Annotated in this window: 25 protein-coding genes; 21 read left to right on the top strand and 4 right to left on the bottom strand. The window is 65.8% G+C overall.

Features of this window, described 5'->3' with window-relative positions:
* The first annotated feature begins 96 nt into the window (after positions 1 to 96).
* Complete coding sequence (locus RAD15_RS36695) at positions 97 to 2427, top strand: ATP-binding protein (protein ID WP_458183599.1); 2331 nt, start codon at positions 97 to 99, stop codon at positions 2425 to 2427.
* Between the two features lie 4 nt (positions 2428 to 2431).
* Here the strand turns inward: RAD15_RS36695 and erpA are convergent, their stop codons facing one another.
* On the bottom strand, positions 2432 to 2761 hold the full coding sequence (erpA, locus tag RAD15_RS36690) for an iron-sulfur cluster insertion protein ErpA (protein ID WP_145665718.1): 330 nt from the start codon (positions 2759 to 2761) through the stop codon (positions 2432 to 2434).
* 122 nt (positions 2762 to 2883) lie between these two features.
* Between erpA and RAD15_RS36685 the strand changes: the two genes are divergently transcribed.
* The 12 genes from RAD15_RS36685 (at position 2884) to surE (ending at position 15020) form a co-directional block, all read left to right on the top strand.
* Positions 2884 to 4080: a deoxyguanosinetriphosphate triphosphohydrolase gene (locus RAD15_RS36685; protein WP_458183598.1), complete on the top strand. Its 1197-nt coding sequence runs from the start codon at positions 2884 to 2886 to the stop codon at positions 4078 to 4080.
* A gap of 9 nt (positions 4081 to 4089) precedes the next feature.
* On the top strand, positions 4090 to 5880 hold the full coding sequence (argS, locus tag RAD15_RS36680) for an arginine--tRNA ligase (RefSeq protein WP_458183597.1): 1791 nt from the start codon (positions 4090 to 4092) through the stop codon (positions 5878 to 5880).
* A gap of 140 nt (positions 5881 to 6020) precedes the next feature.
* Positions 6021 to 7628, top strand: coding sequence for an SPOR domain-containing protein (locus RAD15_RS36675; RefSeq protein ID WP_458183596.1), 1608 nt, complete (start codon positions 6021 to 6023; stop codon positions 7626 to 7628).
* Positions 7629 to 7674: 46 nt separating this feature from the next.
* Positions 7675 to 8703 (top strand): beta-N-acetylhexosaminidase, encoded by a 1029-nt coding sequence (gene nagZ / locus RAD15_RS36670; protein ID WP_458183595.1) that lies wholly within the window; start codon positions 7675 to 7677, stop codon positions 8701 to 8703.
* Positions 8700 to 9539, top strand: coding sequence for a segregation and condensation protein A (locus tag RAD15_RS36665; RefSeq protein ID WP_458183594.1), 840 nt, complete (start codon positions 8700 to 8702; stop codon positions 9537 to 9539). Before nagZ ends, RAD15_RS36665 begins: the two co-directional genes overlap by 4 nt.
* 21 nt (positions 9540 to 9560) lie before the next feature.
* The gene (gene scpB, locus RAD15_RS36660) at positions 9561 to 10313 is read left to right on the top strand and encodes an SMC-Scp complex subunit ScpB (RefSeq protein ID WP_458183593.1); all 753 of its coding nucleotides are present in this window, start codon (positions 9561 to 9563) and stop codon (positions 10311 to 10313) included.
* Between the two features lie 165 nt (positions 10314 to 10478).
* Positions 10479 to 10712, top strand: coding sequence for a twin-arginine translocase TatA/TatE family subunit (locus tag RAD15_RS36655; protein WP_018317874.1), 234 nt, complete (start codon positions 10479 to 10481; stop codon positions 10710 to 10712).
* Between the two features lie 87 nt (positions 10713 to 10799).
* The gene (tatB, locus tag RAD15_RS36650; RefSeq protein ID WP_458183592.1) at positions 10800 to 11336 is read left to right on the top strand and encodes a Sec-independent protein translocase protein TatB; all 537 of its coding nucleotides are present in this window, start codon (positions 10800 to 10802) and stop codon (positions 11334 to 11336) included.
* On the top strand, positions 11333 to 12145 hold the full coding sequence (gene tatC, locus RAD15_RS36645; protein WP_092181319.1) for a twin-arginine translocase subunit TatC: 813 nt from the start codon (positions 11333 to 11335) through the stop codon (positions 12143 to 12145). The genes tatB and tatC overlap by 4 nt, the downstream gene beginning before the upstream one ends.
* A gap of 196 nt (positions 12146 to 12341) precedes the next feature.
* The gene (serS, locus tag RAD15_RS36640; RefSeq protein ID WP_458183591.1) at positions 12342 to 13673 is read left to right on the top strand and encodes a serine--tRNA ligase; all 1332 of its coding nucleotides are present in this window, start codon (positions 12342 to 12344) and stop codon (positions 13671 to 13673) included.
* Positions 13674 to 13769: 96 nt separating this feature from the next.
* Entirely contained in the window at positions 13770 to 14147 is a 378-nt protein-coding gene (locus RAD15_RS36635; protein ID WP_458183590.1) for a hypothetical protein, read from the top strand.
* Between the two features lie 105 nt (positions 14148 to 14252).
* On the top strand, positions 14253 to 15020 hold the full coding sequence (surE, locus tag RAD15_RS36630) for a 5'/3'-nucleotidase SurE (RefSeq protein ID WP_458183589.1): 768 nt from the start codon (positions 14253 to 14255) through the stop codon (positions 15018 to 15020).
* 3 nt (positions 15021 to 15023) lie between these two features.
* Here the strand turns inward: surE and RAD15_RS36625 are convergent, their stop codons facing one another.
* Positions 15024 to 15395, bottom strand: coding sequence for a response regulator (locus RAD15_RS36625; RefSeq protein WP_128925878.1), 372 nt, complete (start codon positions 15393 to 15395; stop codon positions 15024 to 15026).
* 227 nt (positions 15396 to 15622) lie between these two features.
* On the opposite strand from RAD15_RS36625, the gene RAD15_RS36620 reads away from it, so the two are divergent.
* Positions 15623 to 16273, top strand: a complete 651-nt coding sequence (locus RAD15_RS36620; RefSeq protein WP_458183588.1) for a protein-L-isoaspartate(D-aspartate) O-methyltransferase — start codon at positions 15623 to 15625, stop codon at positions 16271 to 16273.
* Positions 16274 to 16382: 109 nt separating this feature from the next.
* Positions 16383 to 17786, top strand: coding sequence for a peptidoglycan DD-metalloendopeptidase family protein (locus tag RAD15_RS36615; protein ID WP_458183587.1), 1404 nt, complete (start codon positions 16383 to 16385; stop codon positions 17784 to 17786).
* Between the two features lie 164 nt (positions 17787 to 17950).
* Here the strand turns inward: RAD15_RS36615 and RAD15_RS36610 are convergent, their stop codons facing one another.
* A complete protein-coding gene (locus tag RAD15_RS36610) occupies positions 17951 to 18955 on the bottom strand; it encodes an ATP-binding protein (protein WP_458183586.1) in 1005 nt (334 codons plus the stop codon).
* Positions 18956 to 19136: 181 nt separating this feature from the next.
* Here RAD15_RS36610 and yajC point away from each other — a divergent pair, with 181 nt between their 5' ends.
* The 6 genes from yajC to RAD15_RS36580 are packed head-to-tail and all read left to right on the top strand — an operon-like array spanning position 19137 to position 24787.
* On the top strand, positions 19137 to 19514 hold the full coding sequence (yajC, locus tag RAD15_RS36605; protein WP_458183584.1) for a preprotein translocase subunit YajC: 378 nt from the start codon (positions 19137 to 19139) through the stop codon (positions 19512 to 19514).
* A 47-nt stretch (positions 19515 to 19561) separates the two neighbouring features.
* On the top strand, positions 19562 to 21166 hold the full coding sequence (gene secD / locus RAD15_RS36600) for a protein translocase subunit SecD (RefSeq protein WP_458183583.1): 1605 nt from the start codon (positions 19562 to 19564) through the stop codon (positions 21164 to 21166).
* 10 nt (positions 21167 to 21176) lie between these two features.
* Positions 21177 to 22196 carry a protein translocase subunit SecF gene (gene secF / locus RAD15_RS36595; RefSeq protein ID WP_458183582.1) on the top strand — a complete coding sequence of 340 codons (1020 nt, stop codon included), beginning with the start codon at positions 21177 to 21179 and terminating at the stop codon, positions 22194 to 22196.
* Between the two features lie 60 nt (positions 22197 to 22256).
* The gene (locus RAD15_RS36590) at positions 22257 to 22640 is read left to right on the top strand and encodes an Mth938-like domain-containing protein (RefSeq protein ID WP_458183581.1); all 384 of its coding nucleotides are present in this window, start codon (positions 22257 to 22259) and stop codon (positions 22638 to 22640) included.
* Positions 22637 to 23497 carry a phytoene/squalene synthase family protein gene (locus RAD15_RS36585; RefSeq protein WP_458183580.1) on the top strand — a complete coding sequence of 287 codons (861 nt, stop codon included), beginning with the start codon at positions 22637 to 22639 and terminating at the stop codon, positions 23495 to 23497. The genes RAD15_RS36590 and RAD15_RS36585 overlap by 4 nt, the downstream gene beginning before the upstream one ends.
* A gap of 45 nt (positions 23498 to 23542) precedes the next feature.
* Complete coding sequence (locus RAD15_RS36580) at positions 23543 to 24787, top strand: threonine ammonia-lyase (protein WP_458183579.1); 1245 nt, start codon at positions 23543 to 23545, stop codon at positions 24785 to 24787.
* A gap of 10 nt (positions 24788 to 24797) precedes the next feature.
* Here RAD15_RS36580 and RAD15_RS36575 read toward each other — a convergent pair whose 3' ends face one another.
* Positions 24798 to 25976 (bottom strand): aminotransferase class V-fold PLP-dependent enzyme, encoded by a 1179-nt coding sequence (locus RAD15_RS36575; protein WP_458183578.1) that lies wholly within the window; start codon positions 25974 to 25976, stop codon positions 24798 to 24800.
* Positions 25977 to 25984 lie beyond the last annotated feature (8 nt).

Here is a 25984-nt window from a genome sequence, read left to right as displayed (position 1 = left end):
CTGCCAACGCGCCCGTCAAGGACGCCGCAAAATCTCCCACAAAATTAACCCGGCTTAAGCAGGCGGCAGGCCATTGATCGTCAAAAGGTTCCACGGATGGGATGGCCGGACAAATCCATGACGCGAACTGAGCCGCGCGACGGCCTGATCGGCGCGTTCCTGTACTGGCTCGGCGGCTTCGAGATCGAGGACGGCCTTGTCGCCGATCTCAGCGAGCGCGAGCTGCGCCGCATCCGCGCCAAGCAGATCGACGCCGTGATACGGCTGATCCCGGTGACGATGGCCGTCACCATGCTCAACGTCGCCATCGTGCTGATCCTGTTCTGGGGCAGGGGCTGGAACGACTTCCTGGCGGTCTGGGGACTGACGCTCGCCACCACCGCCTCGCTTGCGGTGCGGGCGTGGCGGCGGTCGCACCGGAACCCGCCGCAGGAGGCCTCGCCCCGCGCCGCGCGGCAGATGCTGCGGCAGGCCTTCTTCCTCGCCGCGATCTGGGGCACGCTGCCGCTCGCACTGTTCAGCCGCATCGAGCCGACCAGCCAGCTGCTCCTGGCCTGCCTGATGGTCGGCATGATGTCCGGTGGCGCCTTCACGCTCTCGACCTTCCCGCGCGCCGGTCTCGTCTACCTCGCCACCATGACCATTGCCTGCGTCGGCGCGCTGCTGCTCTGCGGCGCCGGGCCGTATCTGGTGACTGCCGTGTTCCTGCTGCTGTTCGCCTTCTTCATGGCGCGCAACATCGTCTCGCAAGGCAACCTGTTCCTCGGCAATCTCAAGGCCCAGCTCGAGCTCGAGCGGCAGACCGAGATCATTTCGCTGCTGCTGAAGGACTTCCAGGAGAACGCCAGCGACTGGCTGTGGCAGACGGATGCCGAAGGGCATCTGGTCGACGTGCCCGAACGCTTCGCCGACGTCGCGCAGCTGCCGCTCCCGCTGCTGAAGGGATCGCATTTCGCCGACGTGCTCGACATGCTGTGCCCCGAGGACAAGAGCGCGGCCTACAACATCGTCGGCTTGATGGAGCAGAGCGAGCCGCTGCACGAGATGAACCTCAAGGTCGTCGCCGGCGGCGAGGCGCGGCTGTGGTCGCTGACGGCGAAGCCGGCCTACGACCGCGACGGCCAGTTCCTCGGCTATCGCGGCTTCGGCCGCGACGTCACCGAACGCTGGCGCGCGGAAAAGGCCGAGGCCGAGAGCCGCGCCAAGTCCGACTTCCTGGCGGTGATGAGCCACGAGATCCGCACGCCCATGAACGGTGTGCTCGGGCTTGCCAGCATGCTGCTGGAAACAAACCTCGATCCGGAACAGCGCGAGGCGGTCACCACGATCCGCGAGTCCGGCGACAATCTCCAGCGCATCCTCAACGACATCCTCGACCTCTCCAAGCTCGAGGCCGGCCGCTTCGCGTTCGAGGCGATCGATTTTGCGCCGCAGGCGCTGGTCGAGGCTGTCGCGACCGTGGTTCGCGCGAGCGCCAAGAGCAAGGGATTGGCGGTCAAGGTCGAGCTCGATCCGAACTTGCCGCCGACGTTGCGTGGCGACGTCGCGCGCATTCGCCAGGTGCTGCTCAATCTCGCGTCCAACGCGGTGAAGTTCACCGATGAAGGCGAAGTGACGATCGCAGCCACCTGCCGGGCCCGTCGCGACTTGCTCGCGACCGTCGAATGGACTGTGACCGACAGCGGCATCGGCATCGCCCCCGAAAAGCTCGGCCAGCTCTTCAGCGACTTCGCCCAGGCCGATGCCTCGATCAGCCGCCGATTTGGCGGCACCGGGCTCGGCCTTGCGATCTCCCGGCGCATCATCGAGCAGATGGGCGGCACCATCGGCGTCACGTCAATGCCGGGCGAAGGCTCTACCTTCCGCTTCACGCTGGTGCTGCCGTGGAGCCAGGCGCAGGCCTCCGATCAGTTGGACGGCCGCGACGAAGCCGACGATCTCAAGGCTCGCATCGCCGGGCTCGACCGGCCGCTGAAGGTGCTGGTCGCGGAGGACGACGCCGTCAACCGCATGGTCGTGAGCAAGATGCTGGGTGCCTTCGACGTCGAGCTGCGCGTCGTCACCGACGGCGTTGAAGCCGTGGCTGCGGTCTCGGAGAGCGACTACGACGTCGTGCTGATGGACGTGCGCATGCCCGAGATGGACGGCCTTGCGGCGACCCGCGCGATCCGCTCCGAAGGCGGGCGCTTCGCGGCCTTGCCGATCGTCGCGCTGACCGCCAACGCCTTTCCCGAGGACGTCAAGATCTGCCGCGAGGCGGGCATGTCGGACTTCCTGGCCAAGCCGCTGCGCAAGCCCGCGCTGGTCACGGCCTTGCTGCGCGCGCTCGACGGCCACACGGATGCGGAGGATGCGCCGCTTCAGCCGGAGCTGACGCCGGCCGATGTGGAGTGGACGGACGAGGAAAGACAGATCACAGGCGCGTAAGCGCTCAGATCGAGAAGCTGGTCCCGCAGCCGCAGGACGCCGTCGCGTTGGGATTGTTGACGCGGAACGAGGCGCCGATCAAATCGTCGACGAAGTCGACCTGCGATCCCTCCAGGAACGGCTGCGAGGCGGAATCGACCAGCACGACCGCATTCTCCTGCTCGATCACGAGATCGTCGTCGGTGCGGTCGCGGTCGATGTCGAACTTGTACTGGAAGCCGGAGCAGCCACCGCCCTCGACGGAGATGCGCAGCATCGCGCCAGAGCCTTCGCCCTTGAGGATCTCCCCAATCCGGCGTGCGGCCCGGTCACTGATGGTTACGGCAGTCGTCATCGCAGGTCTCCGATAGTCCCGCGGTCATATCCAATTCATTTGGTATCCCGCGTCCGGCATAGTTAAGTGCCACCATACGCAGAATCAAATGGATAGGGACTAAATTCGCCGTGTCCGTCGGAATGGCTGCCCCCCACGCGCCCTATGCCTGCGACCCCGATCGCAGCCGCGGCCGGCTGGTCGCCGAACCCCCGAGCCGGACCCGCAGCCCGTTCCGCCGGGATTGCGACCGGGTGATCCATTCCACCGCGTTCCGCCGTCTGAAGTACAAGACCCAGGTGTTCGTGTTCCATGAGGGCGACCACTACCGCACCCGGCTGACCCATTCGCTGGAGGTGGCGCAGATCGCCCGTGCCCTGGCCCGGCAGCTCGGGCTCGACGAGGACCTCACGGAAACCCTGGCGCTCGCCCACGACCTCGGTCATCCGCCGTTCGGCCATGCCGGCGAGCGGGCGCTGGACGCCTGCCTGAAGGACTTTGGCGGCTTCGACCACAACGCCCAGACGCTCCGCGTCGTTACCTCGCTGGAGCACCGCTATCCCGAATTCGACGGGCTGAACCTGACCTGGGAAGCCCTGGAGGGCATCGTCAAGCACAACGGCCCGCTGACCGATCGCAGCGCTGCTCCGGTCGGGCGCTATCGCGAGCACGGCATTCCCGTCGGCATCGCCGACTACATCAAGAGCTACGATCTCGAATTGTGGAGCTTCGCCTCGCTCGAAGCACAAGTGGCCGCGATCGCCGACGACATTGCCTATGACGCCCACGACATCGACGATGGCCTGCGCGCCGGCCTGTTCCACCTCGACGATCTCAAGGTGATGCCGCTCACCGCGGAGATCATCGCCGAGACCTCGGCGCACTACCCTGAGCTCGAAGACGTCCGGCGCGGCGCCGAACTGGTGCGCGAGCTGATCTCGCATCTGATCGGCGCGGTGTTTGCGGAGGCGCGGAAGAACCTCGCCGCGGTGAAGCCGCAGTCGGCCCAGGACGTGCGCCAGCAGAGCCGGGCGCTGATCGCTTTCCCCGCCGAGGTCGCCGAGGAGGAGGCCGCCATCAAGGCCTTCCTGTACCAGCACATGTACCGCCACAAACGGGTGATGCGGGTGATGGGGGAGGCGGAACAGATCCTGTTCGACCTGTTCGCAAAATACCTGAAATCCCCGGCCGAACTGCCGCCGGAATGGCTCGTGGGGGCAGGGGCTGACAATGAGGGCGACCGGGCCCGCCGGATCGGCAATTTCATTGCCGGAATGACCGACCGTTTCGCCCTGACCGAGCACCAGCGGCTTTTTGACTCGACCCCGGATTTGCGTTAGGCGGCGGCCATGCCCGACACATCCTCAGCATTGCATCTGTTCGCCGACGTGCTCGCACGCGTGCACGCCGCCTGCCGCACGCTCGCGGCGGAAGCCGGCTGGCCCGAGGGCATCGATTTCTCGCGCGTGGTGGTCGAGCCGCCCCGCGATGCCACCCATGGCGACATGGCGACCAACGCCGCCATGGTGCTTGCGAAAGAGGCAAAGGCAAAGCCGCGCGACCTCGCCGAGCAGATCGCCGAGCGGCTGCGCACTGATGCGCTGATCGCCAAGGTCGATGTCGCCGGTCCCGGCTTCATCAACCTGACGCTGAAGCCGGCCGCCTGGGCCGAGGCGCTGCGCACTGTGTTGCGCGAGGGGGCCGACTACGGCCGCGTCCGCGGCGGCTCCAAGGTCAATGTCGAATACGTCTCGGCCAATCCGACCGGACCGATGCATGTCGGCCATTGCCGCGGCGCCGTGTTCGGCGACGCGCTGGCGAGCCTGCTCCAGTTCGGCGGCCACGACGTCACCCGCGAATATTACATCAACGACGCCGGCGCCCAGGTCGACGTGCTCGCGCGCTCCGCGTTCCTGCGGTATCGCGAGGCACTTGGCGAGGACATCGGTGCGATCCCGGAAGGCCTTTATCCAGGGGACTACCTCAAGCCTGTGGGCGCGGCGTTGGCCGGGGAGCATGGCGACAAGCTCCTCGCGATGAGTGAGGCCGAATGGCTGCCGACGGTGCGCGCCAAGGCGATCGCGATGATGATGGACGAGATCAAGGACGATCTCGCCGCTCTCAACATCCGTCACGACGTGTTCTTCTCCGAGCGCTCGCTGATCGAGACCGGCAACAACAAGGTCGCCGAGACCATCGATTTCCTGAAGGCAAAGGGCGACATCTACGAAGGCCGCCTGCCGCCGCCGAAAGGCGCGCCGGTCGAGGATTGGGAAGACCGCGAGCAGCTGCTGTTCAAGGCAACCGCTTACGGCGACGACGTCGATCGTCCGCTGATCAAGTCGGATAATTCCTACACCTACTTCGCCTCCGACATCGCCTACCACAAGAACAAGTTCGACCGCGGCTTTGCCGAGATGATCGACGTCTGGGGCGCCGACCATGGCGGCTACATCAAGCGGATGCAGGCGGCGGTGAAGGCCACTACCTCGGGCAAGGGCGCGCTCGACGTCAAGATCGTCCAGCTCGTGAAGTTGCTGCGCAACGGCGAGCCGGTGAAAATGTCCAAGCGGAGCGGGGACTTCGTCACCTTGCGTGAGGTGGTGGATGAGGTCGGCCAGGACGCCGTCCGCTTCATGATGCTCTACCGCAAGAACGACGCGGTGCTCGACTTCGATCTCGCCAAGGTCATGGAACAGTCGCGCGATAATCCGGTGTTCTACGTCCAGTACGGTCACGCCCGCGGCCACTCGATCTTCCGCAACGCGCGGGCCGAGGTGTTCCCGGAACTCTCCGAGGATGCCGGCAAGCGCATCGCCTGGCTCGGTGAGTCGGCGGTGGAGCGGCTGTCGGACCCGGTCGAGCTCGATCTTCTTAAGCGTCTCGCAATTTATCCGCGCATGCTGGAAGCGGCCGCCGCGGCCCATGAGCCGCACCGAATTGCCTTTTATCTCTATGAATTAGCGAGCGAATTTCACGCACTTTGGACGAAGGGGCGCGATTTGCCCTATTTACGCTTCATTATCAATAATGATGCAGATCTTACAAAGGCGCGACTGGCCATGGTCCAGGGCGTCGTCTCTGTCCTGGCATCGGGCCTCGCCATCCTCGGCGTCCATGCTCCGGACGAGATGCGGTAGTTTGGGGCGAACTACTTAAGGGGAATTCGGGGGTAACCGGCAGAAGCCGGATCGCTTAGACTTGGTTGAAAGCCTTGTGGGTCGAAAGCCGTGCCTTGGTCGAGGGGCGCGCGGCTTTCCCGAAGGGACGCATCATCACGATGGCCGAACGATATCAGAACAGACCGTTTCCCTCCGATGACTATGGTCGGGCCGGTGACCAGCACGGCAAGGCGGAAAATGATCCCTTGGCCGAGCTCGCCCGCTTGATCGGACAGACCGATCCGTTCGCAGCGCAGGGGCGGCCCAGCGCGCACTCGCCGACACCACCCGCGCCTTCGCAGGGGTATCAGCAAGAGGATGACCGGCAGGACGATTATCAGCAGGACTATGCCGAGCCGGCAGCGCCGTCGCCGCCGTCATGGATGCGGCGCGCCAATGTGCAGCCGCAGCCGGCGCCGGCTCCCGAGCCTGACTATCCCGTCAATCCGGTTCATCCGTTGCATCGTTATTCAGCCCAGCCGGCGGCGCCCGAGCCTGAGCTTCATCAGCCGCAGGCCTATCAGGACCACGCTTATCAAGCTCAGGCTTATCAAGCTCAGGCCTACCAAGATCAGACCTACCAGGATCAGACCTACCAGGATCAGGCTTATCAGCAGCCCGCTCAGGCGTATCAGGAGCAGGCCTATCAAGAGCCGTACCCGCAGCAGCAGCAGCCCGATCCGGCGCGCTACGACGACGCGCTCTACGGACGGCTGGAGGCGGGCGAGCAGGACTATCAGCGCGATCCGGCCTATCCGGACGATCCCTACGCGTTCCAGAGCGACTATCCCGAGGCCGATCTCGACGAGCCCAAGAAGCAGCGCGGCGGCATGATGACCGTCGCGGCGATCCTGGCGCTGGCCGTGGTCGGGACCGGCGCCGCCTTCGCCTACAAGACCTATGTGGGCTCGCCCCGCAGCGGCGAGCCGCCGATCATCAAGGCCGACAACACACCGACCAAGGTCGTGCCGGCGCCGACGGACTCCTCGGCCAAGGTGCCGGATCGCATGGTCAGCGGCGATGGCACCGAGAAGATCGTGCCGCGCGAGGAGGCGCCTGTCGACGTCAACGCCAAGGCGGGCGGTCCCCGCGTGGTGTTCCCGCCGCTGAACCAGAATGCGAATCCGCCGCCGGTGGCGAGCGTGTCGCCGTCCACGGTGCCGCCGCCCAGCGCGGGTCCAATCCCGAGCAACGGCACGCTGCCGGCCAACGCGCCGCGCCCGATCAGGACTGTGGCCGTGAAGGGCGATCAGACCGATAGCGCCACGCCGCAATCGGCCGCGGCCAAGCCGGCAACGGCGCCGAAGCCTGTTGCCGCACCCGCTGCACCGCGTAATCCGCCGACCTCGGCCAATGCCAGTGCCAACCAGCCGATGTCGCTGGCGCCGCAGGCATCGCCAGCCGCCGAACCGCCGCAGCGGATGGCCGCGACCAACCCGACGCAAATCGCGCCCGCCAGCAGCGGCGGTGGCGGCTACGTCGTGCAGGTCTCCTCGCAGCAGAGCGAGGACAGTGCCGCCGCATCCTACCGGGTGCTTCAGGGCAAGTACGGCAGCGTGCTCGGGTCACGTTCGCCGGTGATCAAGCGGGTGGATCTCACGGACAAGGGCAAGGGCGTCGTCTACCGCGCCTTTGCTGGTCCCTACGGTTCGGCCGAGGAAGCGACGCAGGCCTGCAACAGCCTGAAGTCCGCTGGCCTGCCGTCCTGCTTCATCCAGAGGAATTAACGGCCGTTTCCTTGACCCCCTCGCGGGTCAGGGTTAATCGGCCGTTATGAGCACGCGGGCCTTCATTACCGGCGTTTCCGGAACGGAACTGACCGCCGCCGAGCGGGAGTTTATCCGCAGCGAACGCCCATGGGGTTTCATCCTCTTCAAGCGCAACGTCGCAACACCAGCTCAAGTTGCTGCGCTGGTTGCGGAATTGCGGTCTGCGGCCGGTGCCGCTGACGCGCCTGTCCTGATCGACCAGGAGGGCGGACGGGTGCAGCGGCTGGGTCCTCCGCACTGGCCGGTCTATCCGCCGGGCGCCGTATTCTCGATCTTGTACGACACTGATTCGGTGCTGGGGCTCACTGCGGCGCGCCTCAGCGCTCGCCTGATCGCAGCCGATCTCGCCGATCTCGGCATTACCGTGGATTGCCTGCCGCTGGCCGACGTGCCGGTGTCGGGCGCGGACGCCGTCATCGGCAACCGGGCCTATGGCACCGAGCCGGGCAAGGTCGCGGCGATCGCCCGCGCGGTCACCGAGGGCTTGGAGCAGGGCGGCGTGCTGCCGGTCCTCAAGCATATCCCCGGCCATGGCCGTGCCACCGCCGACACCCATTTCAAGCTGCCGACCGTCGACACGCCCAAGGACGAGCTGGAACGAACCGACTTCGCCGCGTTCAAGCCGCTGGCGGACCTGCCGATGGCCATGACTGCACATGTTGTGTTTAGCGCGGTCGACCCCGCCCATCCGGCGACGACATCTGCGACAATGATCACTCAGGTGATTCGCGGCGCAATCGGGTTCCAGGGTTTGTTAATGAGTGATGACGTGTCGATGAACGCGCTGTCGGGGAATATCGCCGAGCGGACCCGCGCCATCTTCGCGGCCGGTTGCGACATGGCCCTGCATTGCAACGGCAATATCGAGGAGATGCGCGAAGTCGCCGCCCAGACACCCGAGTTGTCGGGCAAGGCACTGGAGCGCGCGAACGCTGCGCTCGCTGCGCGCAAGGCACCGCAGCCGTTCGACCGCGTGGCCGCGCGCACTGAGCTGGACGCATTGATCGCACGGGCAAACACGGCATCGGCATGACCGCAGAAATCCTATCGTTTGAAACCGGGCGGCCCGCAGAGCTCGCCGAGGGTGAGCCGGCGTTGGTGGTGGACGTCGAGGGCTATGAGGGCCCGCTCGACCTGCTGCTCGCGCTGGCGCGGCAGCAGAAGGTCGATCTCGCCAAAATCTCGATCCTGGCGCTGGCCGATCAGTATCTCCACTTCATCGAGGCCGCGCGAAAGATCCGGCTCGAACTCGCTGCCGACTATCTCGTGATGGCGGCCTGGCTCGCTTTCCTGAAGTCGCGCCTGCTGCTGCCGGAGCCGCCGAGTGCGGAAGGCCCGAGCGCGGAGGAGATGGCAACCGCGCTCGCCAATCGCCTGCGCCGGCTGGAGGCCATTCGCGAAGCGGCCAACCGGCTGATGAACAGGCAGCAATTGCTGCGCGACATCTTCCCGCGCGGCGAGCCCGAGCAGATCGCCGAGATCAAGCATCCGAAATACACGGCGACGCTGTACGACCTGCTCACCGCCTACGCCTCGCAGCGCCAGTCGCGCGTGCTGGCGAGCGTGCATCTGGCCAAGCGCACGGTGTGGTCGCTCGCCGAGGCGCGCGCCACGCTGGAGCGGCTGGTCGGCAGCATCAGCGAACAGGATGACTGGGGCGTGCTCGATGACTTCCTGGTCCGGCACGTCGCTGATCCGACGCAGCGCGCGACGGTGTTCGCTTCCAGTTTTGCCGCCGCGCTCGAACTGGTGCGCGAAGGCCAGCTGGAACTGAATCAGAAAGAGGCGTTTGCGCCGATCTATTTCCGGAAGGGGCGCCCGAAACCGGTCGTGGACGCAGCTCCTGCGCCCGATGCGCCGGTCGGTTAAGTGCAAGAAGGAGAATCTGCCATGGCAAGCCTGGCTGAAGTGCGGGTAGAAGAGGCCGAGCCGATGGAGAACGAAACCCAGGCGCGTCCCGAAGAACTGCGGCTGCTGGAAGCGCTGCTGTTCGCTTCGAATGAACCACTGGATACCGCGACGCTGGCCAAGCGCATGCCCGAGGGCGTGGACGTCAAGGCCGCGCTCGAGCAGCTGCAGGCCGACTATGCCTCGCGCGGGGTGAATCTCGTGCGCGTCGCCAACAAATGGACCTTCCGCACCGCCGGCGATCTCGCCTGGCTGATGACGCGGGAGAGCACCGAGACCCGCCGCCTGTCGCGTGCCGCGATCGAGGTGCTGGCGATCATCGCCTATCACCAGCCCGTGACGCGCGCCGAGATCGAAGAGATCCGCGGCGTCGTCACCTCGAAGGGCACGCTCGACGTGCTGCTGGAGACCGGCTGGATCAAGCCGCGCGGCCGGCGCAAGACGCCCGGCCGTCCCCTGACATTCGGAACCACCGAGGACTTCCTGTCGCAGTTCACCCTGGAGCAGCTCGGCGACCTGCCGGGTCTCGAGGAGCTGAAAGGTACGGGCCTGCTGGATTCGCGTCTGCCGACCGGTTTCAGCGTGCCGACGCCGTCCGATGACCCGACGCTGCGTGAGGACGAGGACCCGTTGGAACCGGGCGAGGACCTCGATCTCGCGCTCGCGCCTGCGGTCGAGCCCGAGACGCCGGAAGGCGGCGACGAGGGTGGCAGCGAAGGCGGCACTGAAGAGTGACGCCCGTCCGATTACCGGTGCCTGCGACCAGTTAACACTAGCAAGATTACGTAGTGCCAACAGCGAATTGGCGCTGCCATGGTCCTTGTTTTTGACACCCGCCAAGCCTAGGTTTCGGTGAAGATCGGCCGGGTCCCCGGCCATGCGTGTTTGGAGGGTTGCAGGATGGGTTCACTCAGCATTTGGCACTGGATCTTGGTGATCGCAGTGGTCCTGCTGCTGTTCGGCCGCGGCAAGATTTCGGATCTGATGGGCGACGTGGCGCAGGGCATCAAGGCGTTCAAGAAGGGCATGCAGGACGACGACAAGCCCGCCGAGAAGCCCGAGCCGGCCAAGTCCATCGAGCACAATGGTGCGCCGACCGCGGCACGGTCCGACGTCGGCAGCAAGGCCGTCTGAGCCAGAGAGTACGCGAGACACGGGTAGCGCCCGATCCTGCGCGCAAGGGATTGGGCCGGCTGCGGCTTCGCGTGAACGGAAGACCTCATGTTCGACATCGGGTGGAGTGAACTGGTCCTGATCGGGGTCGTGGCCCTGATCGCCATCGGCCCGAAAGAGCTGCCGGGCGTGCTGCGCATGGTCGGGCAGTGGATGGGCAAGGCCCGCAAGATGGCTGCCGAATTCCAGGGCCAGTTCCAGGAAGCGATGCGCGAGGCCGAAATGGCCGACCTCAAGAAGAGCTTTGACGAGGTCAAGGAAGCCGCCACAGGGTTCAATCCGCTGACCTCGCTCCAGAAGGACGTCAGTGACGCGCTCCGCGTCGATGCGCTGGACAAGCCGGCCGAAACCTCCTCGACGACGGCTGTCGAACCAGCAGCCGCTTCAAGTGAAGCGCCGGCGACTTCAAGTGAAGCGCCGGTAACCCCGACCACTCCGGAAGCGCCGACGCCCGCGACCTTCATGGAAGCCGAGGCGCATGCGGCCGCCAACGAGCCGCTCGCCATCACCCGTGAGGTCGAGCCGGCGCAGGTGACGCAATACACCGCGCCATCCGATGCGATCAAGGACGCCAAAGCGTCATGAGCGACGCCGATATCGAGGCCAGCAAAGCCCCGCTGATGGACCATCTGATCGAGCTGCGGTCGCGGCTGATCAAGGCGCTGCTCGGCTTCGGCGTGGCCTTCATCTTCTGCTTCTTTTTCGCCAAGCAGATCTACAACGTGCTGGTCTGGCCGTTCGTGTGGGTCGCGGGTCCCGAGAACTCCAAGTTCATCTACACGGCGCTGCTGGAATATTTCATCACCCAGCTCAAGCTCGCTTTGTTCGGCGCCGGCTTCATCTCGTTCCCGATCGTGGCGACGCAGATCTACAAGTTCGTGGCTCCCGGGCTCTACAAGCACGAGAAGCAGGCCTTCCTGCCGTATCTGGTCGCGACCCCGTTCTTCTTCGTGCTCGGCGCGGCGTTGGTCTATTTCGTCGTGCTGCCGATGCTGGTCCGCTTCTCGCTCGGCATGCAGCAGGCCGGCAGCGACGAGACCGCGCAGATCCAGCTCCTGCCCAAGGTCGGCGAATATCTGTCGCTGATGATGTCGCTGATCTTCGCCTTCGGCATCGCCTTCCAGCTTCCGGTGATCCTGACGCTGCTCGGCCGTATCGGCATCGTCACCTCGAAAATGCTGCGCGAGAAACGCCGCTATTTCATCGTCATCGCTTTCGTGATCGCGGCCGTGCTGACGCCGCCCGACGTGCTCAGCCAGTGCTCGCTCGCGATCCCCTTGCTGGCGCTCTACGAGGGCTCGATCATCGCGGTGGGGATGGTGGAGAAGAAGGCCGCGGCTGCGCAGGCGGCCACCGGCACTGACGTGTCGACGCCGGCCAATCCGGCGGAGTAGGGCGGCCACACCCTCGCTGTCATTCCCCGCGAATGCGGGGAATCCAGTACGCCGCGGCCTATCGGGGAATCACTTCCGTCTCTGGAATACTGGATCATCCGCCTTCGCGGATGATGACAGCCGTGCTAGGAGACGCGCCAATGTAAGTTGTCAGTATAAATGTTGACTATTTACGCGCTGATCCAGGACCACCGCCATGCACGACATCAAATCGATCCGCGACAATCCGCAAGCCTTCGACGCCGGCCTCGCACGGCGAGGTCTGAAGCCGTTGTCGGCCTCGCTGCTCGCGATCGACGAGAAGCGGCGGTCGGCGATCCTGGCCTCCGAGCAGGCGCAGGCCCGGCGCAACGCGGCCTCCAAGGAAATCGGCGACGCCAAGAAGGCGAAGGACGAGGCGCGCGCGGCCAAGCTGATGGCCGAGGTCGCCGAGCTCAAGACCACGATGCCGGAGCTCGAAGCCGCCGCGAAGACCGCCGACGAGGAGCTGACGAAAGAGCTGTCCGCGATCCCCAACATTCCGTTCGACGAAGTGCCCGATGGTGTCGACGAGCACGGTAACGTGCAGCACCACGTGTTCGGCAACAAGCGCAACTACGGCTTTGCGCCGAAGCTGCATGACGATCTCGGCACCGCGCTCGGCTACATGGATTTCGAGGCGGCGGCCAAGCTGTCCGGCGCGCGCTTCGTCGTGCTGAAGAAAGGGCTGGCGCGCCTCGAGCGCGCGATCGGCCAGTTCATGCTCGACCTGCACACCACCGAGCACGGCTATACCGAGATCAACCCGCCGCTGCTGGTGCGCAACGAGGTGATGTTCGGCACCGGGCAATTGCCGAAATTCGAGGACGATCAGTTCTGGGCCATCAAGGGCGAACTGCTCGCATCGCCCGATCACGAGCGGCTGAAGACCGAGCGCCTCGGCCTCATCCCGACGGCGGAAGTGTCGCTCACCAACCTCGCGCGCGAATCCATTCTCGACGAGAAGCAATTGCCGATGCGGCTCACCGCGTTGACGCCGTGCTTCCGTGCCGAGGCGGGCGCGGCCGGGCGCGATACGCGCGGCATGATCCGCCAGCACCAGTTCACCAAGGTCGAGCTGGTCTCGATCACGACGCCTGAGACGAGCAGGGACGAGCTGGAGCGGATGCTGTCCTGCGCCGAGCAGGTGCTGCAGAAGCTCGACCTGCATTATCGCGTGATGACGCTCTGCGCAGGAGATATGGGATTTTCGTCGCAGAAAACCTATGACATCGAGGTCTGGATGCCCGGGCAGGGCGACGGCGGCATGTTCCGCGAGATATCGAGCTGCTCGGTCTGCGGCGACTTCCAGGCGCGGCGCATGGATGCGCGCTCACGCGGGCCCGATGGTAAGCCGCGTTTCGTGCATACGCTGAACGGTTCCGGCACTGCGGTCGGCCGCGCGCTGATCGCGGTGATGGAGACCTATCAGCAGGAGGACGGCTCGATTGCCGTGCCCGACGTGCTGCAACCCTATATGGGCGGGCTCAAGGTGGTCGCGCGCGACTAAAGCGCATTGCTCGCCGGTAACGGCGGAAACGTTTGGTTGCGAAGATCGGGCGGCCGGTTATCCTGCCGGCCACCCGACAACGCGAACCCTCCGTTCATGGCCTTGCACCGCGACATCTTCTGGGTCGGCAGACAATGGGCGGTGACGGGTGCCGGAATCCAGGCCGTCGACCAGCGCCTGCGTGGCGTTCTGGACATCGAAATCGCGCGGCTCTGGGACGACGATCTCGTGCAGAGCCGGCGGGCCAAGCCCGGGGTCAATGTCGAGGATTTCGACAAGGCGCTGACGATGGCGCGCAGCCGGTATCCCAAGATACCGATCAAGGCACCGGTGTCGGCTCCCATCGTCGCGCAATTGGAAGTCCTTCGCGCCGTCGAAGCCTCGCCGGCCGTCAGTCCGGTCGTGCCGGCGATGGAGCTGCACGCGGAAGGCCGGCTGGCGCGCTTCCTGCCGCAATGGCGCATCCGCCAGTAACGGACCAGCCCGGAACCCCGGCCGTACCCAGATGGCCCGGTTTGCCTGATCGGCCATAGCCGGATAAGACGGCTCGGACCCCGCTTTCTGGAATCGACCTCACGCATGCGCATTCTCTGCACCAATGACGACGGCATCCACGCCCCCGGCCTCAAGGTCGTGGAGGAGATCGCGCGCGCGTTATCCGAGGATGTCTGGGTGGTGGCGCCCGAGCTCGACCAGTCCGGCGTCTCGCATTCGCTGTCGCTGAACGATCCGTTGCGCCTGCGCGAGGTCGGCCCGCGGCACTTTGCCGTGCGCGGCACGCCGACCGACTGCGTCATCATGGGCGCGCGTCATATTCTGGGTACCAAGCCGCCCGATCTCGTGCTGTCCGGCGTCAACAAGGGCCGCAACGTCGCCGAGGACGTGGTCTATTCCGGCACCATCGCGGGCGCGCTCGAAGGCACCATTCTCGGCCTGCCGTCGTTCGCGCTGTCGCAGGAGTTCAGCGTCGAGACCCGCGAGCGCCCGCCGTGGGACACGGCGCGCAAGTTCGGGCCCGATATCCTGCGCAAGGTGATTGCCGCCGGTATCCCGAAAGACACCGTCATCAACGTCAATTTTCCGTCCTGCGCGCCGGAGGATGTGCTGGGCATCCGTGTCACGCGCCAGGGCAAGCGCAATCTCGGTTTCTTGCGGATCGACGAGCGCAGGGACGGCCGCGGCAATCCCTATTTCTGGATCGGCTTCGAGCGCGCGGCGATGATGGATACACCCGCAGAGGGCACTGATCTCGCGGCGCTCCGCGAACGCTACGTCTCGGTCACGCCGCTCAGGCTCGATCGTACCAACGAGGCGTTTTCCGACGCGCTGAGTGAGACGCTGAGGTAGCAGTTAGCTGCCGCGCAGCGCGGCTTCGATGGTCTTGCCGAGCGCATCGAGCTGAAACGGCTTCTGGAGCGCCGGACGGTCGCGGTACTGCTCGGGCAAGCCCGAGGAGCCGTAGCCGGTGGCGAAGATGAACGGGCAGCCCTTCGCCTTGATGACGTCGGCGACCGGCGAGATCACCTTGCCGTTGACGTTGACGTCGAGAATGGCAATGTCGAACTCGGTCGCCTGGGCGAGCCGCATGGCCTCGGTGATGTCGCCCGCCTCGGCTGCGACCTTGTAGCCGAGCTCTTCGAGCATATCCGCAACCATCATCCGGATCATCACCTCGTCCTCGACGAGGAATACAGAGCGGCCGGAAAGCCCCGTCGCGGTCATGGTAGAGTCCTTGCCCATTGCCAAAAACGTTCGCAGATAACATGAATCGACGCAATGCGCGTTTCGACGAACGGATGCCTGAAAATGGCCATTGGGGCTCGCCCGTTGCAAGCCAATTTGTGGTCAAATGGTTCACGCGCAGCGTATCATGGGTTCCTGAGTAGGAACAAGATTCCGGTGCCTGGGCCTGAAGGCCTTCCGGCCCGGACAAGACGACACTGGTAGCAATGACCTCCCATCAGCCTCCGCCGGAAAAAATGATGTTTCAGCTCACGCTGAGGCGTCGAGGCATCAGCGACCAGGCGGTGCTGCGGACCATGGAGGAGGTGCCGCGCGACCAGTTCGTCGACGAGGCCGATCGCGACGGCGCCTATCGTGACAGCGCGCTGCCGATCGCCTGCGGACAGACCATCAGCCAGCCCTTCGTCGTCGCCTACATGACCGAGCAGCTCCAGCTCCAGAAGAAGCACCGCGTGCTGGAGATCGGCGCCGGCTCCGGCTATCAGGCCGCCGTGCTGTCGCGGCTCGCAGGGCAGGTGTTGACGGTCGAGCGTTACCGCCGGCTCGCGGACGCCGCACGCGCCAGGCTTGAGAAGCTCGATTATCACAATGTCGAGGTGATGCTCGGCGACGGATTGAACTTGCCTCCCAATATCGGCCCGTTCGACCGCATCATCGTCACCGCCGCGGTGGAGCAGCTTCCGGAGAACCTGGTCGAGCGGCTCGACATCGGCGGCATCCTGATCGCCCCGGTCGGCCCGCATCAGGGCGTGCAGACGCTGATCCGCCTGACCCGCAGCGAGGCCGGGATCGAGCGCAAGGAACTCGTCGAGGTCCGCTTCGTGCCGGCGCTGCCCGGCGTGGCGCGCGAGCTGTAGAATTCCGGATTGGCTGTGCCGCCAACGTCTTATTGGGAGGGTTAAGCCGTTATTTACTCGGCGCGTGTTTACTTAAAAGACCAGTTCTGTTGCGTACGAGTGAGTAACCATGTCCATCGTCGCCGAGTTGCTTTACTCGCGCCGCGTACCGCAGGTCGCGGTGCTGGCGCTGATCTCCTTCAGCTTCGCAGGGTGCAGTGCCGACATGTCGTCGCGGCTGTCCCAGTCGAATTTCTCCAACCCCTTCGCCTCTGAGCAGACCGGTTCGGTGCAGCAGGCGCCGCCCCCGCAGCGAGAGCTGCCGCAATATTCGCGGCCGCAGACGCAGCCCGGCTATTACCAGTCGCAGCCCTTGCCGCCGCCGGCGGTGTCCGCGCCGCAATCCTATCCGGTTGCGGCAGGTGGCGGGGTATCTGGTGGCGGCCGCGGCGTCAGCTCCTATGCGCCGCCGGCGCAGCCGCATCTCGAGACCACGGCCACCGTGCCGCCGCGCTCGGTTGCAGCGGCCCAGCCGGCCGGCGGAACCAAGATCATCGTCGGCACCAGCGATACGCTCGAGGTGCTTGCCAAGCGCTATCACGTCACGCCGCAGGCGATCCTTGCCGCCAACGGCTACAAGGGGCCGCGCGCGCTGTCGCCTGGCCAGCAAGTGATCATCCCGCATGCAGGCGCCACGGCCGCTGCGCCCGCGCCAGCGATGGCTCCCGTCGCGGCAGCTCCCGCGTTGGCGCCGGCGGCGAAGCCGGTCGCGGCCGTCGCCGCGCCGTCGAGCATGCACTTCGTCAATCGCGGCGACACGCTCGCCAGCATCGCTCGCAAGAACCATATCTCGTCGGCTGAGCTCGCCCGTGCCAACGGCCTCGATCCGTCGGCCAAGCTCAAGCTCGGCGCCAAGCTGACCGTGCCGGGTGCAAAGACCGCGGCCCTGGCAGCGCCGGTTGCCGCGGCTCCGGTCACGGCTGCTCCGATTGCAGGGACGTTGCAGCCGGTTGCGGCCGCTCCCGCGCCTGCCACCAAGATGGCCGCCGTCGCCGCGCCGGTGCAAAGCGCGCGCCTGGCCCAGGCCACGGCCAATGTCGAAGAGAAGCCCGCCGCGGAGGCCCCGGCGAAGGCTGCGGAGACCACCAGCGCGCTCCCGACCTTCCGCTGGCCGGTGCGCGGCAAGGTGGTCACCACCTACGGCGCCAAGACCAACGGCAAGTCCAATGACGGCATCAATCTCGCGGTGCCCGAGGGAACGCCGGTCAAGGCGGCAGAAGACGGCGTCGTTGCCTATTCCGGCAACGAGCTCAAAGGTTACGGCAATCTGGTCCTGGTTCGGCACTCCAACGGCTACGTCACCGCATATGCCCATGCGAGTGAGCTGATGGTGAAGCGCGGCGATACCATCAAGCGCGGTCAGGTCATTGCCAAGTCGGGTCAATCCGGGGAGGTGGCGTCGCCGCAGCTCCACTTCGAGATCCGCAAGGGATCGAGCCCGGTTGACCCGCTTCAATTCCTGAACGGGGCGTGAGCTCCCTCAGCTCGTCACTCTCTCCGCAAGAACGCAGTATCGCCCGCGAAAGCGGGCGATCTCGTTTCCGGAGACGCTGGCGCAATATGGAAAAGCCGCGGCGTACTGGATTCCCCGCCTGCGCGGGGAATGACAGCGGTGCGTAACGCGAGACCTTCTACTTCCTAGTTCGCCGTCAGCTTCACGCCGAGCCGTCCCGCCAGCTCCTGCACGAATTGCCAGGCGACGCGGCCCGAGCGCGAGCCGCGCGTGGTCGACCATTCCAGTGCCTCGCGCTCGAGCGCTTCGTCGTCCATCTTGATGCCGAAATGGCTGCAATAGCCGCGCACCATGGCGAGGTATTCGTCCTGGCTGCAGCGGTGGAAGCCGAGCCACAGGCCGAAACGATCCGACAGCGACACCTTCTCCTCGACCGCTTCGCCGGGGTTGATCGCGGTGGAGCGCTCGTTCTCGATCATCTCGCGCGCCAGCAGATGGCGTCGGTTGGAGGTGGCGTAGAGGATGACGTTCTCGGGCCGGCCCTCGATGCCGCCTTCGAGCACGGCCTTCAGCGACTTGTAGGACGCATCATTGCCGTCGAAGGAGAGGTCGTCGCAGAACACGATGAAGCGGAACGGGGACGCGCGCAGCTGCTCCATCAGCGCGGGCAGGGTCTCGATGTCCTCGCGGTGGATCTCGATCAGCTTCAGTTTGTCGGCCGGTTTGCGGTCCGCGTTGATACTGGCATGCGCGGCCTTCACCAGCGACGACTTGCCCATGCCGCGCGCACCCCAGAGCAGGGCGTTGTTGGCGGGCAGGCCGCCTGCGAAGCGCTCGGTGTTCTCCATCAGGATGTCGCGCATCCGGTCGACGCCCTTCAACAGGAACAGCTCGACGCGGCTGACCCGCGGCACCGCGGCGAGGCGGCCGTCGGGGTGCCAGACATAGGCGTCCGCCTGCTTGAACGACTCGCGTTCGACGGCCGGCTTGCCCTGGGCGGAGAGGTGCGCCGCAATGGTTTCCAGCGCGCGGACGACGCGCTCCTGGGAAAGGTCTGGGGATGCCTTGGCGATTGCTTTGGGGATTGCCTTAAGGGCCGCCGTGGGGCGTTTTGCCGCGACGCGGGCGGGCTTCCTGGCAGGGGTGCGGGGGCCTTTGCCGGCCGGGCTTTTGCTTGGTTTTTTGGGCATGTCCGAAGTTCCTGAGAATGCAGCCTTATCGGGCCTGAGGGCGCGCCGCAAGGTGGCCAAATCGCCGGTCTGGCAGCGTTGCAATTGGGGCAATGGCCGCTATAGTCCGCGCGAATTTGACCGAACCGGTCGCCTTTGAGGGCCTGACCGGCTTCCCCCCGTTCTCACGAGGATCGTCCGAATGTTCATTACCCCTGCGTATGCCCAGGCCGCGGGCGCCGGCGACACCAACAGCATGTTGATGTCGCTGCTGCCGTTCGCCCTGATCTTCGTGATCATGTACTTCCTGATTCTGCGTCCGCAGCAGAAGAAGGTCCGCGACCACGCCGACCTCGTGAAGAACATCCGCCGCGGCGACACCGTCGTGACCTCGGGCGGCCTCGTCGGCAAGGTCACCAAGGTCGTCGACGACGACCAGATCGAGTTCGAGATTGCCGACGGCGTGCGCGTGCGGCAGATGCGCGCGATGGTCTCCGGCGTGCGTGCCAAGGGTGAGCCGGCGAAGGAATCCAAGGATAGCGCGAAGGAAGCCGCCAAGGACGACGCCGCGTCGAAGTGAACGCGTCCGCGAGCACCTCAAGTCCCCTGATCTGACAGGTCCAGTCGATGTTGTATTTCACGCGGTGGAAGGCGCTCGGGATCATCCTGACGGCGCTGATCGTGTGCCTCTGCGCGGTCCCGAACTTCTTCCCCGAGGCGCAGGTCAAGACCTGGCCCGCCTGGGCGCAGCGCCGGCTGGTGTTGGGTCTCGACTTGCAGGGCGGCTCCTATCTGCTGCTCGAGGTCGATTCCAACTATGTGAAGAAGGAGCGGCTCGACCAGGTCCGCGACGACGTTCGCCGGACGCTGCGCGATGCCAAGATCGGCTTCACCGGCGGCGTCACCGTGCGCAACGACGCGGCCGAGGTTCGCATCACCAAGGACACCGACGTGCAGCCGGCGCTTGCCAAGCTGCGTGAGCTGTCCCAGCCGCTGGGCGGTCTGATGGGATCGAGCGGTCAGCGTGACCTTGAGGTTGCCGACGCCGGCGGCGGTGTGATCCGCCTGAGCATCCCGCAAGCCGCGATGCTCGACCGCATGCGCAAGACCATCGAGCAGTCGATCCAGATCGTCGAGCGCCGCGTCAACGAGCTCGGCACCGTCGAGCCCGTCATCCAGCGCCAGGGCAACGACCGCATTCTGGTGCAGGTCCCCGGCCTTCAGGATCCGACCCGCCTGAAGGAGTTGCTAGGCAAGACCGCTAAGATGGAATTCCGCATGGTCGATCCCTCCGTGCCGCCGGACCAAGCGCAGCAGGGCAGGTTGCCGCCGGAATCCGAGCTCCTGCCGGCGGCCACGCCGCCGCCGCCCAACTACGTGGTCAAGAAGCAGGTGCTGGTTGCCGGCGGCGATTTGATCGATGCCCAGGCAACCTTCGACCAGCGTACCAATGAGCCGGTCGTGAGCTTCAAGTTCAATACCTCGGGGGCCCGCAAGTTCTCACAGGCCACGCAGGAGAATGTCGGGCTGCCCTTCGCGATCATCCTTGACGGCAAGGTGATCTCGGCGCCGGTCATTCGCGAGCCGATCACCGGCGGCCAAGGCCAGATCTCCGGCAGTTTCACCGTGCAGTCGGCCAACGACCTCGCGATCCTGTTGCGCGCCGGCGCGCTGCCTGCGCCGCTCACGGTGGTCGAGGAACGCACCGTCGGCCCGGGCCTCGGCCAGGACTCGATCGAGAAGGGCGAGCTTGCGGCCTATGTCGGCTCGATCCTGGTCATTATCTTCATGCTGTTGACCTACCGGCTGTTCGGCGTGTTCGCCAACATCGCGGTGGCCATCAACGTCGCCATGATCTTCGGCCTGTTGTCGCTGCTCAACGCCACGCTGACGCTGCCCGGCATCGCCGGCATCGTGCTTACCGTCGGCATCGCGGTCGACTCCAACGTGCTGATCTACGAGCGCATCCGCGAGGAGCTGCGCGGCGGCCGCAACGCGATTTCGGCGATCGACGCCGGCTTCAAGCGGGCGCTCGCCACCATCCTCGATTCCAACATCACCACCTTCATTGCCGCCGCGGTGCTGTTCTACATCGGCACCGGCCCGGTGCGCGGCTTTGCCGTGACGCTCGGTATCGGCATCATCACCACGGTGTTCACCGCCTTCACCCTGACCCGGCTGATCGTCGCCTGGTGGGTGCGGTGGAAGCGGCCGCAGAGCGTGCCGATCTAGGAGCCTGATCGTGACTCACACCGTTCTCATCGGGCTCGGCATCCTCATTGCCGTCCTCACCGTGGTTGCGGCACTCGGCCTGCTGCCGTCGCTGCGCATCGTTCCCGACGAAACCCATTTCGACTTCACGCGCTTCCGGCGCATCAGCTTCCCGATCTCGGCGGCGCTGTCGATCGTCGCGATCACGCTGTTCTTCACCCACGGGCTGAACCTCGGCATCGACTTCAAGGGCGGCACGCTGCTGGAGGTGAAGGCCAAGTCCGGCACCGCCGACATCGCCGCGATGCGCACCTCGCTCGACGCGCTGGGTCTCGGCGAAGTCCAGTTGCAGCAGTTCGGCGGCCCCGAGAACGTCCTGATCCGTGTTGCGGAGCAGCCGGGTGGCGACGCCGCACAGCAGGCGGCCCTGCAGAAGCTTCGTGGCGCGCTCGGCGATAGCGTCGACATCCAGCGCACCGAGGTGCTCGGCCCGCGCGTCGCCGGCGAGCTGCTTGCTTACGGCATGCTCGGCCTGATGCTCGCGATCGTCTCGATCCTGATCTATCTCTGGTTCCGGTTCGAATGGCAGTTCGCGCTCGGCGCCATGATCGCCAACGTGCACGACATCGTGCTGACGATCGGCTTCATGTCGGTCAGCCAGGTCGATTTCGACCTGACCAGCATCGCGGCGCTTCTGACCATTCTGGGCTATTCGCTCAACGACACCGTCGTCATCTACGACCGCATCCGCGAAATGCTGCGGCGCTACAAGAAGATGCCGATGCCGCAGCTGCTCAACGAATCCATCAACTCGACGCTGTCGCGCTCGATCATCACCCACTTCACGGTGACGCTGGCGCTGCTGGCCCTGCTGCTGTTCGGCGGTCACGCCATCCACAGCTTCACCGCAGTGATGATGTTCGGTGTGGTGCTGGTCGGTACCTACACCTCGATCTTCATCGCGGCGCCGATCCTGATCTATCTCGGCGTCGGCGAGCATCGCGAGGATGCGCCCGATACGGCTACGCCGGCGAAGAAAAACAAGGCATGATCCGAACCGCATGCCCTCGCAGGCGTTTGCGAGGGCAGTAAGCCCATTCGGACGAAGCTCATGGCCGGCGATCCCAACGCACCGCATTTCCCGCGCTCGGCGCCGATCGATGCCTATGGCAAGGGCGGCTTCGCGTTTGCCGGCATGTCGCACCGGGGCTCGCTGCTGTGCCTGCCCGACGCGATCTGGGCGTGGGACGTGACGGACCCAGCGAAGATCGACCGCTATTCGCTGGACCGGGTCTTCACGGCCGCCAACAGCATCGACACGCTGCTGATCGGTACCGGAACCGGGCTCTGGCTGCCGCCGCCGCAGTTGCGCCAGGCGCTGAAGGCGGTGAGGGTGGTGCTGGACACGATGCAGACCGGCCCCGCCGTGCGCACCTACAACATCATGATGGGCGAGCGGCGCCGGGTCGCCGCCGCATTGATCGCCGTGCCATGAGCGCTGCGCCGCCGCCTGATTCCGTTGCCTTCTGCGCCGATCTCGTGCGCAACCACGACTTTCCGCGCTATGTCGCGACGCTGTTCGCTCCGGCCGCCGAGCGCCGCGCGTTGCTGGCGCTCTATGCCTTCAACGTCGAGATCGTCCGCGTCCGCGACCAGGTGAGCCAGCCCTTGCCCGGCGAAATCCGCCTGCAATGGTGGACCGACATGCTGTCGGGCCATGTCCATGGCAGCGCCGAGGGCAATCCGGTGGCGGCCGAGCTGCTGCGCGCGATCCGCGACTTCGACCTGCCGGTCGAACCGCTGTCGCTGCTCGCCGACGAGCACCAGTTCGATCTCTACAATGATCCGATGCCGACGCTGACGGCGCTGGAAGGCTATCTGGCCGCGACCTCATCAGCGCTTTTCAGTCTTGCGGCGCAGGTTCTGGCGCCGCCGTCAGAGGCGGCCGAGCACCTCGCCCGTCATGCCGGGTTGGCGGAGGGCATCGTGCAGGTCATCACCAACCTGCCGCGCGATGCCGCGCACCGGCAGCTGTTCCTGCCGCAGCAACTCCTGGCGAGCCACGGCTGCCTCATGGAGGATGTGTTCGCCGGCAAGGAGACGCCCAATCTGCATGCGGTGCTGGACGAGCTCATGGGCGACGCTCGACAACATCTGACTACGGCCTTGTCGCTGCTCGCCGAGCTGTCGGCATCGGTGCGTCCCGCATTTCTCCCGCTCGCGCAGGTGCGGGCCGAGCTCAGGCGCCTGTCGCAACCCGGGCGCAATCCGTTTACACCGCAGCCCGCGACGCGGCTGCGCACATTGTGGACGCTGTGGCGGGCCTCGCGCTCCCGGGAATTTACCAAATAGCGGCTGGCTTATCGCCCGAGCCGGCCAAATGCTCTATGCTGTCCCATGGCCGAGTTGTCCCAAACCACGCCCTCCGATCCGAGCGGCTTTCCGGTCGCTCCTCGCGACATTCATGCCGCCGCCGACACCATTCGCGGCGCCGTCGTCGAGACGCCCTGCAGCTACAGCCGCACGCTGAGCAACATCTGCGGCTGCGACATCTGGCTGAAGTTCGAGAACCTCCAGTTCACCTCCTCGTTCAAGGAGCGCGGTGCGCTCAACCGGCTCACGGCGCTGACGCCGGAGGAGCGTGCACGCGGGGTCATCGCGATGTCGGCGGGCAACCACGCGCAGGGCGTCGCCTATCACGCCAAGCGGCTCGGCATTCCCGCCACCATCGTGATGCCGGTCGGCACGCCGATGGTGAAGGTCGAGAACACCAGGCATCACGGCGCCGAGGTGGTGGTGACAGGCGCGACGCTGGAGGAGGCGGCCGCGTATGCGCGCAGCCACTGCGAAGCCCGCGGCATGATCTTCGTCCATCCCTATGACGACCCGCTGGTCATCGCGGGGCAGGGAACCGTCGGGCTGGAGATGATGAAGGCGGTGCCGGAACTCGACACGCTCGTCGTCCCGATTGGCGGCGGCGGGCTGATCAGCGGCATCGCCATTGCCGCCAAATCGATCAAGCCGTCGCTGCGGATCCTCGGCGTCGAGGCCTGGCTCTATCCCTCGATGTACAACGCCATCCATGACGGCAATCTGCCGGCGCGCGGCGACACGCTCGCCGAAGGCATCGCGGTGAAATCGCCGGGCAAGATCACCACCGAGATCGTCCGCCGCCTCGTCGACGACATCGCGTTGGTGAACGAGGCCGAGCTCGAGCGCGCGGTTGCGACCCTGATCTCGATCGAGAAGACGGTCGTCGAGGGCGCCGGCGCCGCCGGCCTCGCCGCGCTGATGTCAGATCCCTCCCGCTTCGCGGGCCAGAAGGTCGGTCTCGTCCTGAGCGGCGGCAATATCGACACGCGGCTGATCGCCTCGGTGCTGACACGCGAACTGGCGCGCGAGGGGCGGCTGACCCAGCTCTCGCTCGATATTCCTGACAGGCCCGGGCAGCTCGCCGCGGTGGCGGCATTGCTGGCCGAGGCAGGCGCCAACATCATCGAGGTCTCGCACCAGCGGACCTTCTCCGACCTGCCGGCCAAGGCGACGCTGCTCCAGCTCGTGATCGAGACCCGCGACAGCGCGCATCTCGACGAGGTCATGGCGAGGCTCAGCGCATCCGGACTGAGTGCGCGCTGCACCTAAGCGTCGACTGTTATCGCGGCGCTAGGCCCGCGAGATGCGCGATCAGCCGGTCAATCTCGGCTTCCGTGTTGTAGTAGTGCGGGGACGCCCGCACGAGCGGGGGCAGCGCGCGTGTCTCGGCATCGATGCGGGTGCTCGCCGGATCTGAAGCGCCGATGGTGATGCCCGCGGCGGCGGCGCTGCTGACAATGGCGGCCGCCCTGTAACCCTCCAGCGTGAAGCTCACGATCGCGCCTGGCGTGCGCCCGAGGTCGCGAATTGTGATGCCGCGAATGGTCGCGAGGCCGCTGCGCAGACGGTCCGCCAGCATTCGGCAGCGCTGCTCGATCGGGCCGAGGCCGATCGAGAGGGCATAGTCGACAGCCGCACCCAGCCCAAGCCGGGCCGCGTAATTGTTCTCCCAGTTTTCGAAGCGGCGGGCGTCGTCCCGCAACTGATAAGCGTCTCGCGAGACCCAGGGCGCAGCAAAATGGTCGATCATCGGCGGCTCAAGCTGTCGCAGCAACGCACGGCGGACGTAGAGGAAGCCGGTGCCGCGCGGACCGCGCAGGAATTTGCGCCCCGTGGCAGACAGCATGTCACAGCCGATGGCCTCGACATCGACCTGCATCTGGCCGACGGCCTGGCAGGCGTCGAGCAGATAGGGAATGCCCCGCGCCCGCGCGATCCTGCCGATCGCTGCCGCGGGGTTGACCAGCCCGCCATTGGTCGGAACCCAGGTGATGGCGATCAGCTTCACGCGCTCATCGATCATGCGTTCGAGCGCCTGGATGTCGAGCTCGCCGCTGGCATCGCTCGGCACCACGTCAATGATCGCGCCCGTTCGTTTCGCGACCTGAAGAAAGGCGACATAGTTGGCCGCGTATTCCGCCTCGGCGGTCAGGATGCGATCGCCCTTGCGAAACGGCAGCGCGTAGAACGCCATCTGCCAGGCAACCGTCGCATTCTCCACGAGGGCGATCTCATCGGACGCGGCATTCAGCAGCCGGGCGACCGAGCCGTAGACCGCGTCGAGCCGATCGGACTCGCGGTCGGCGGCGGCATAACCTCCGATCTCGCTCTCGAGGTCGATATGCCGCTTCATGGCTTCGACCACGGGCACCGGCATCAGCGCGGCCCCGGCGTTGTGAAGGTAGGCAAGGCGGGATGTGGCCGGCGTGTCGGCGCGGATTCGGTCGATGTCGATCAAGGAGAGCT

Source organism: Bradyrhizobium sp. 14AA (assembly GCF_054185205.1).
This window is presented reverse-complemented; position numbering and strand designations above follow the sequence as displayed.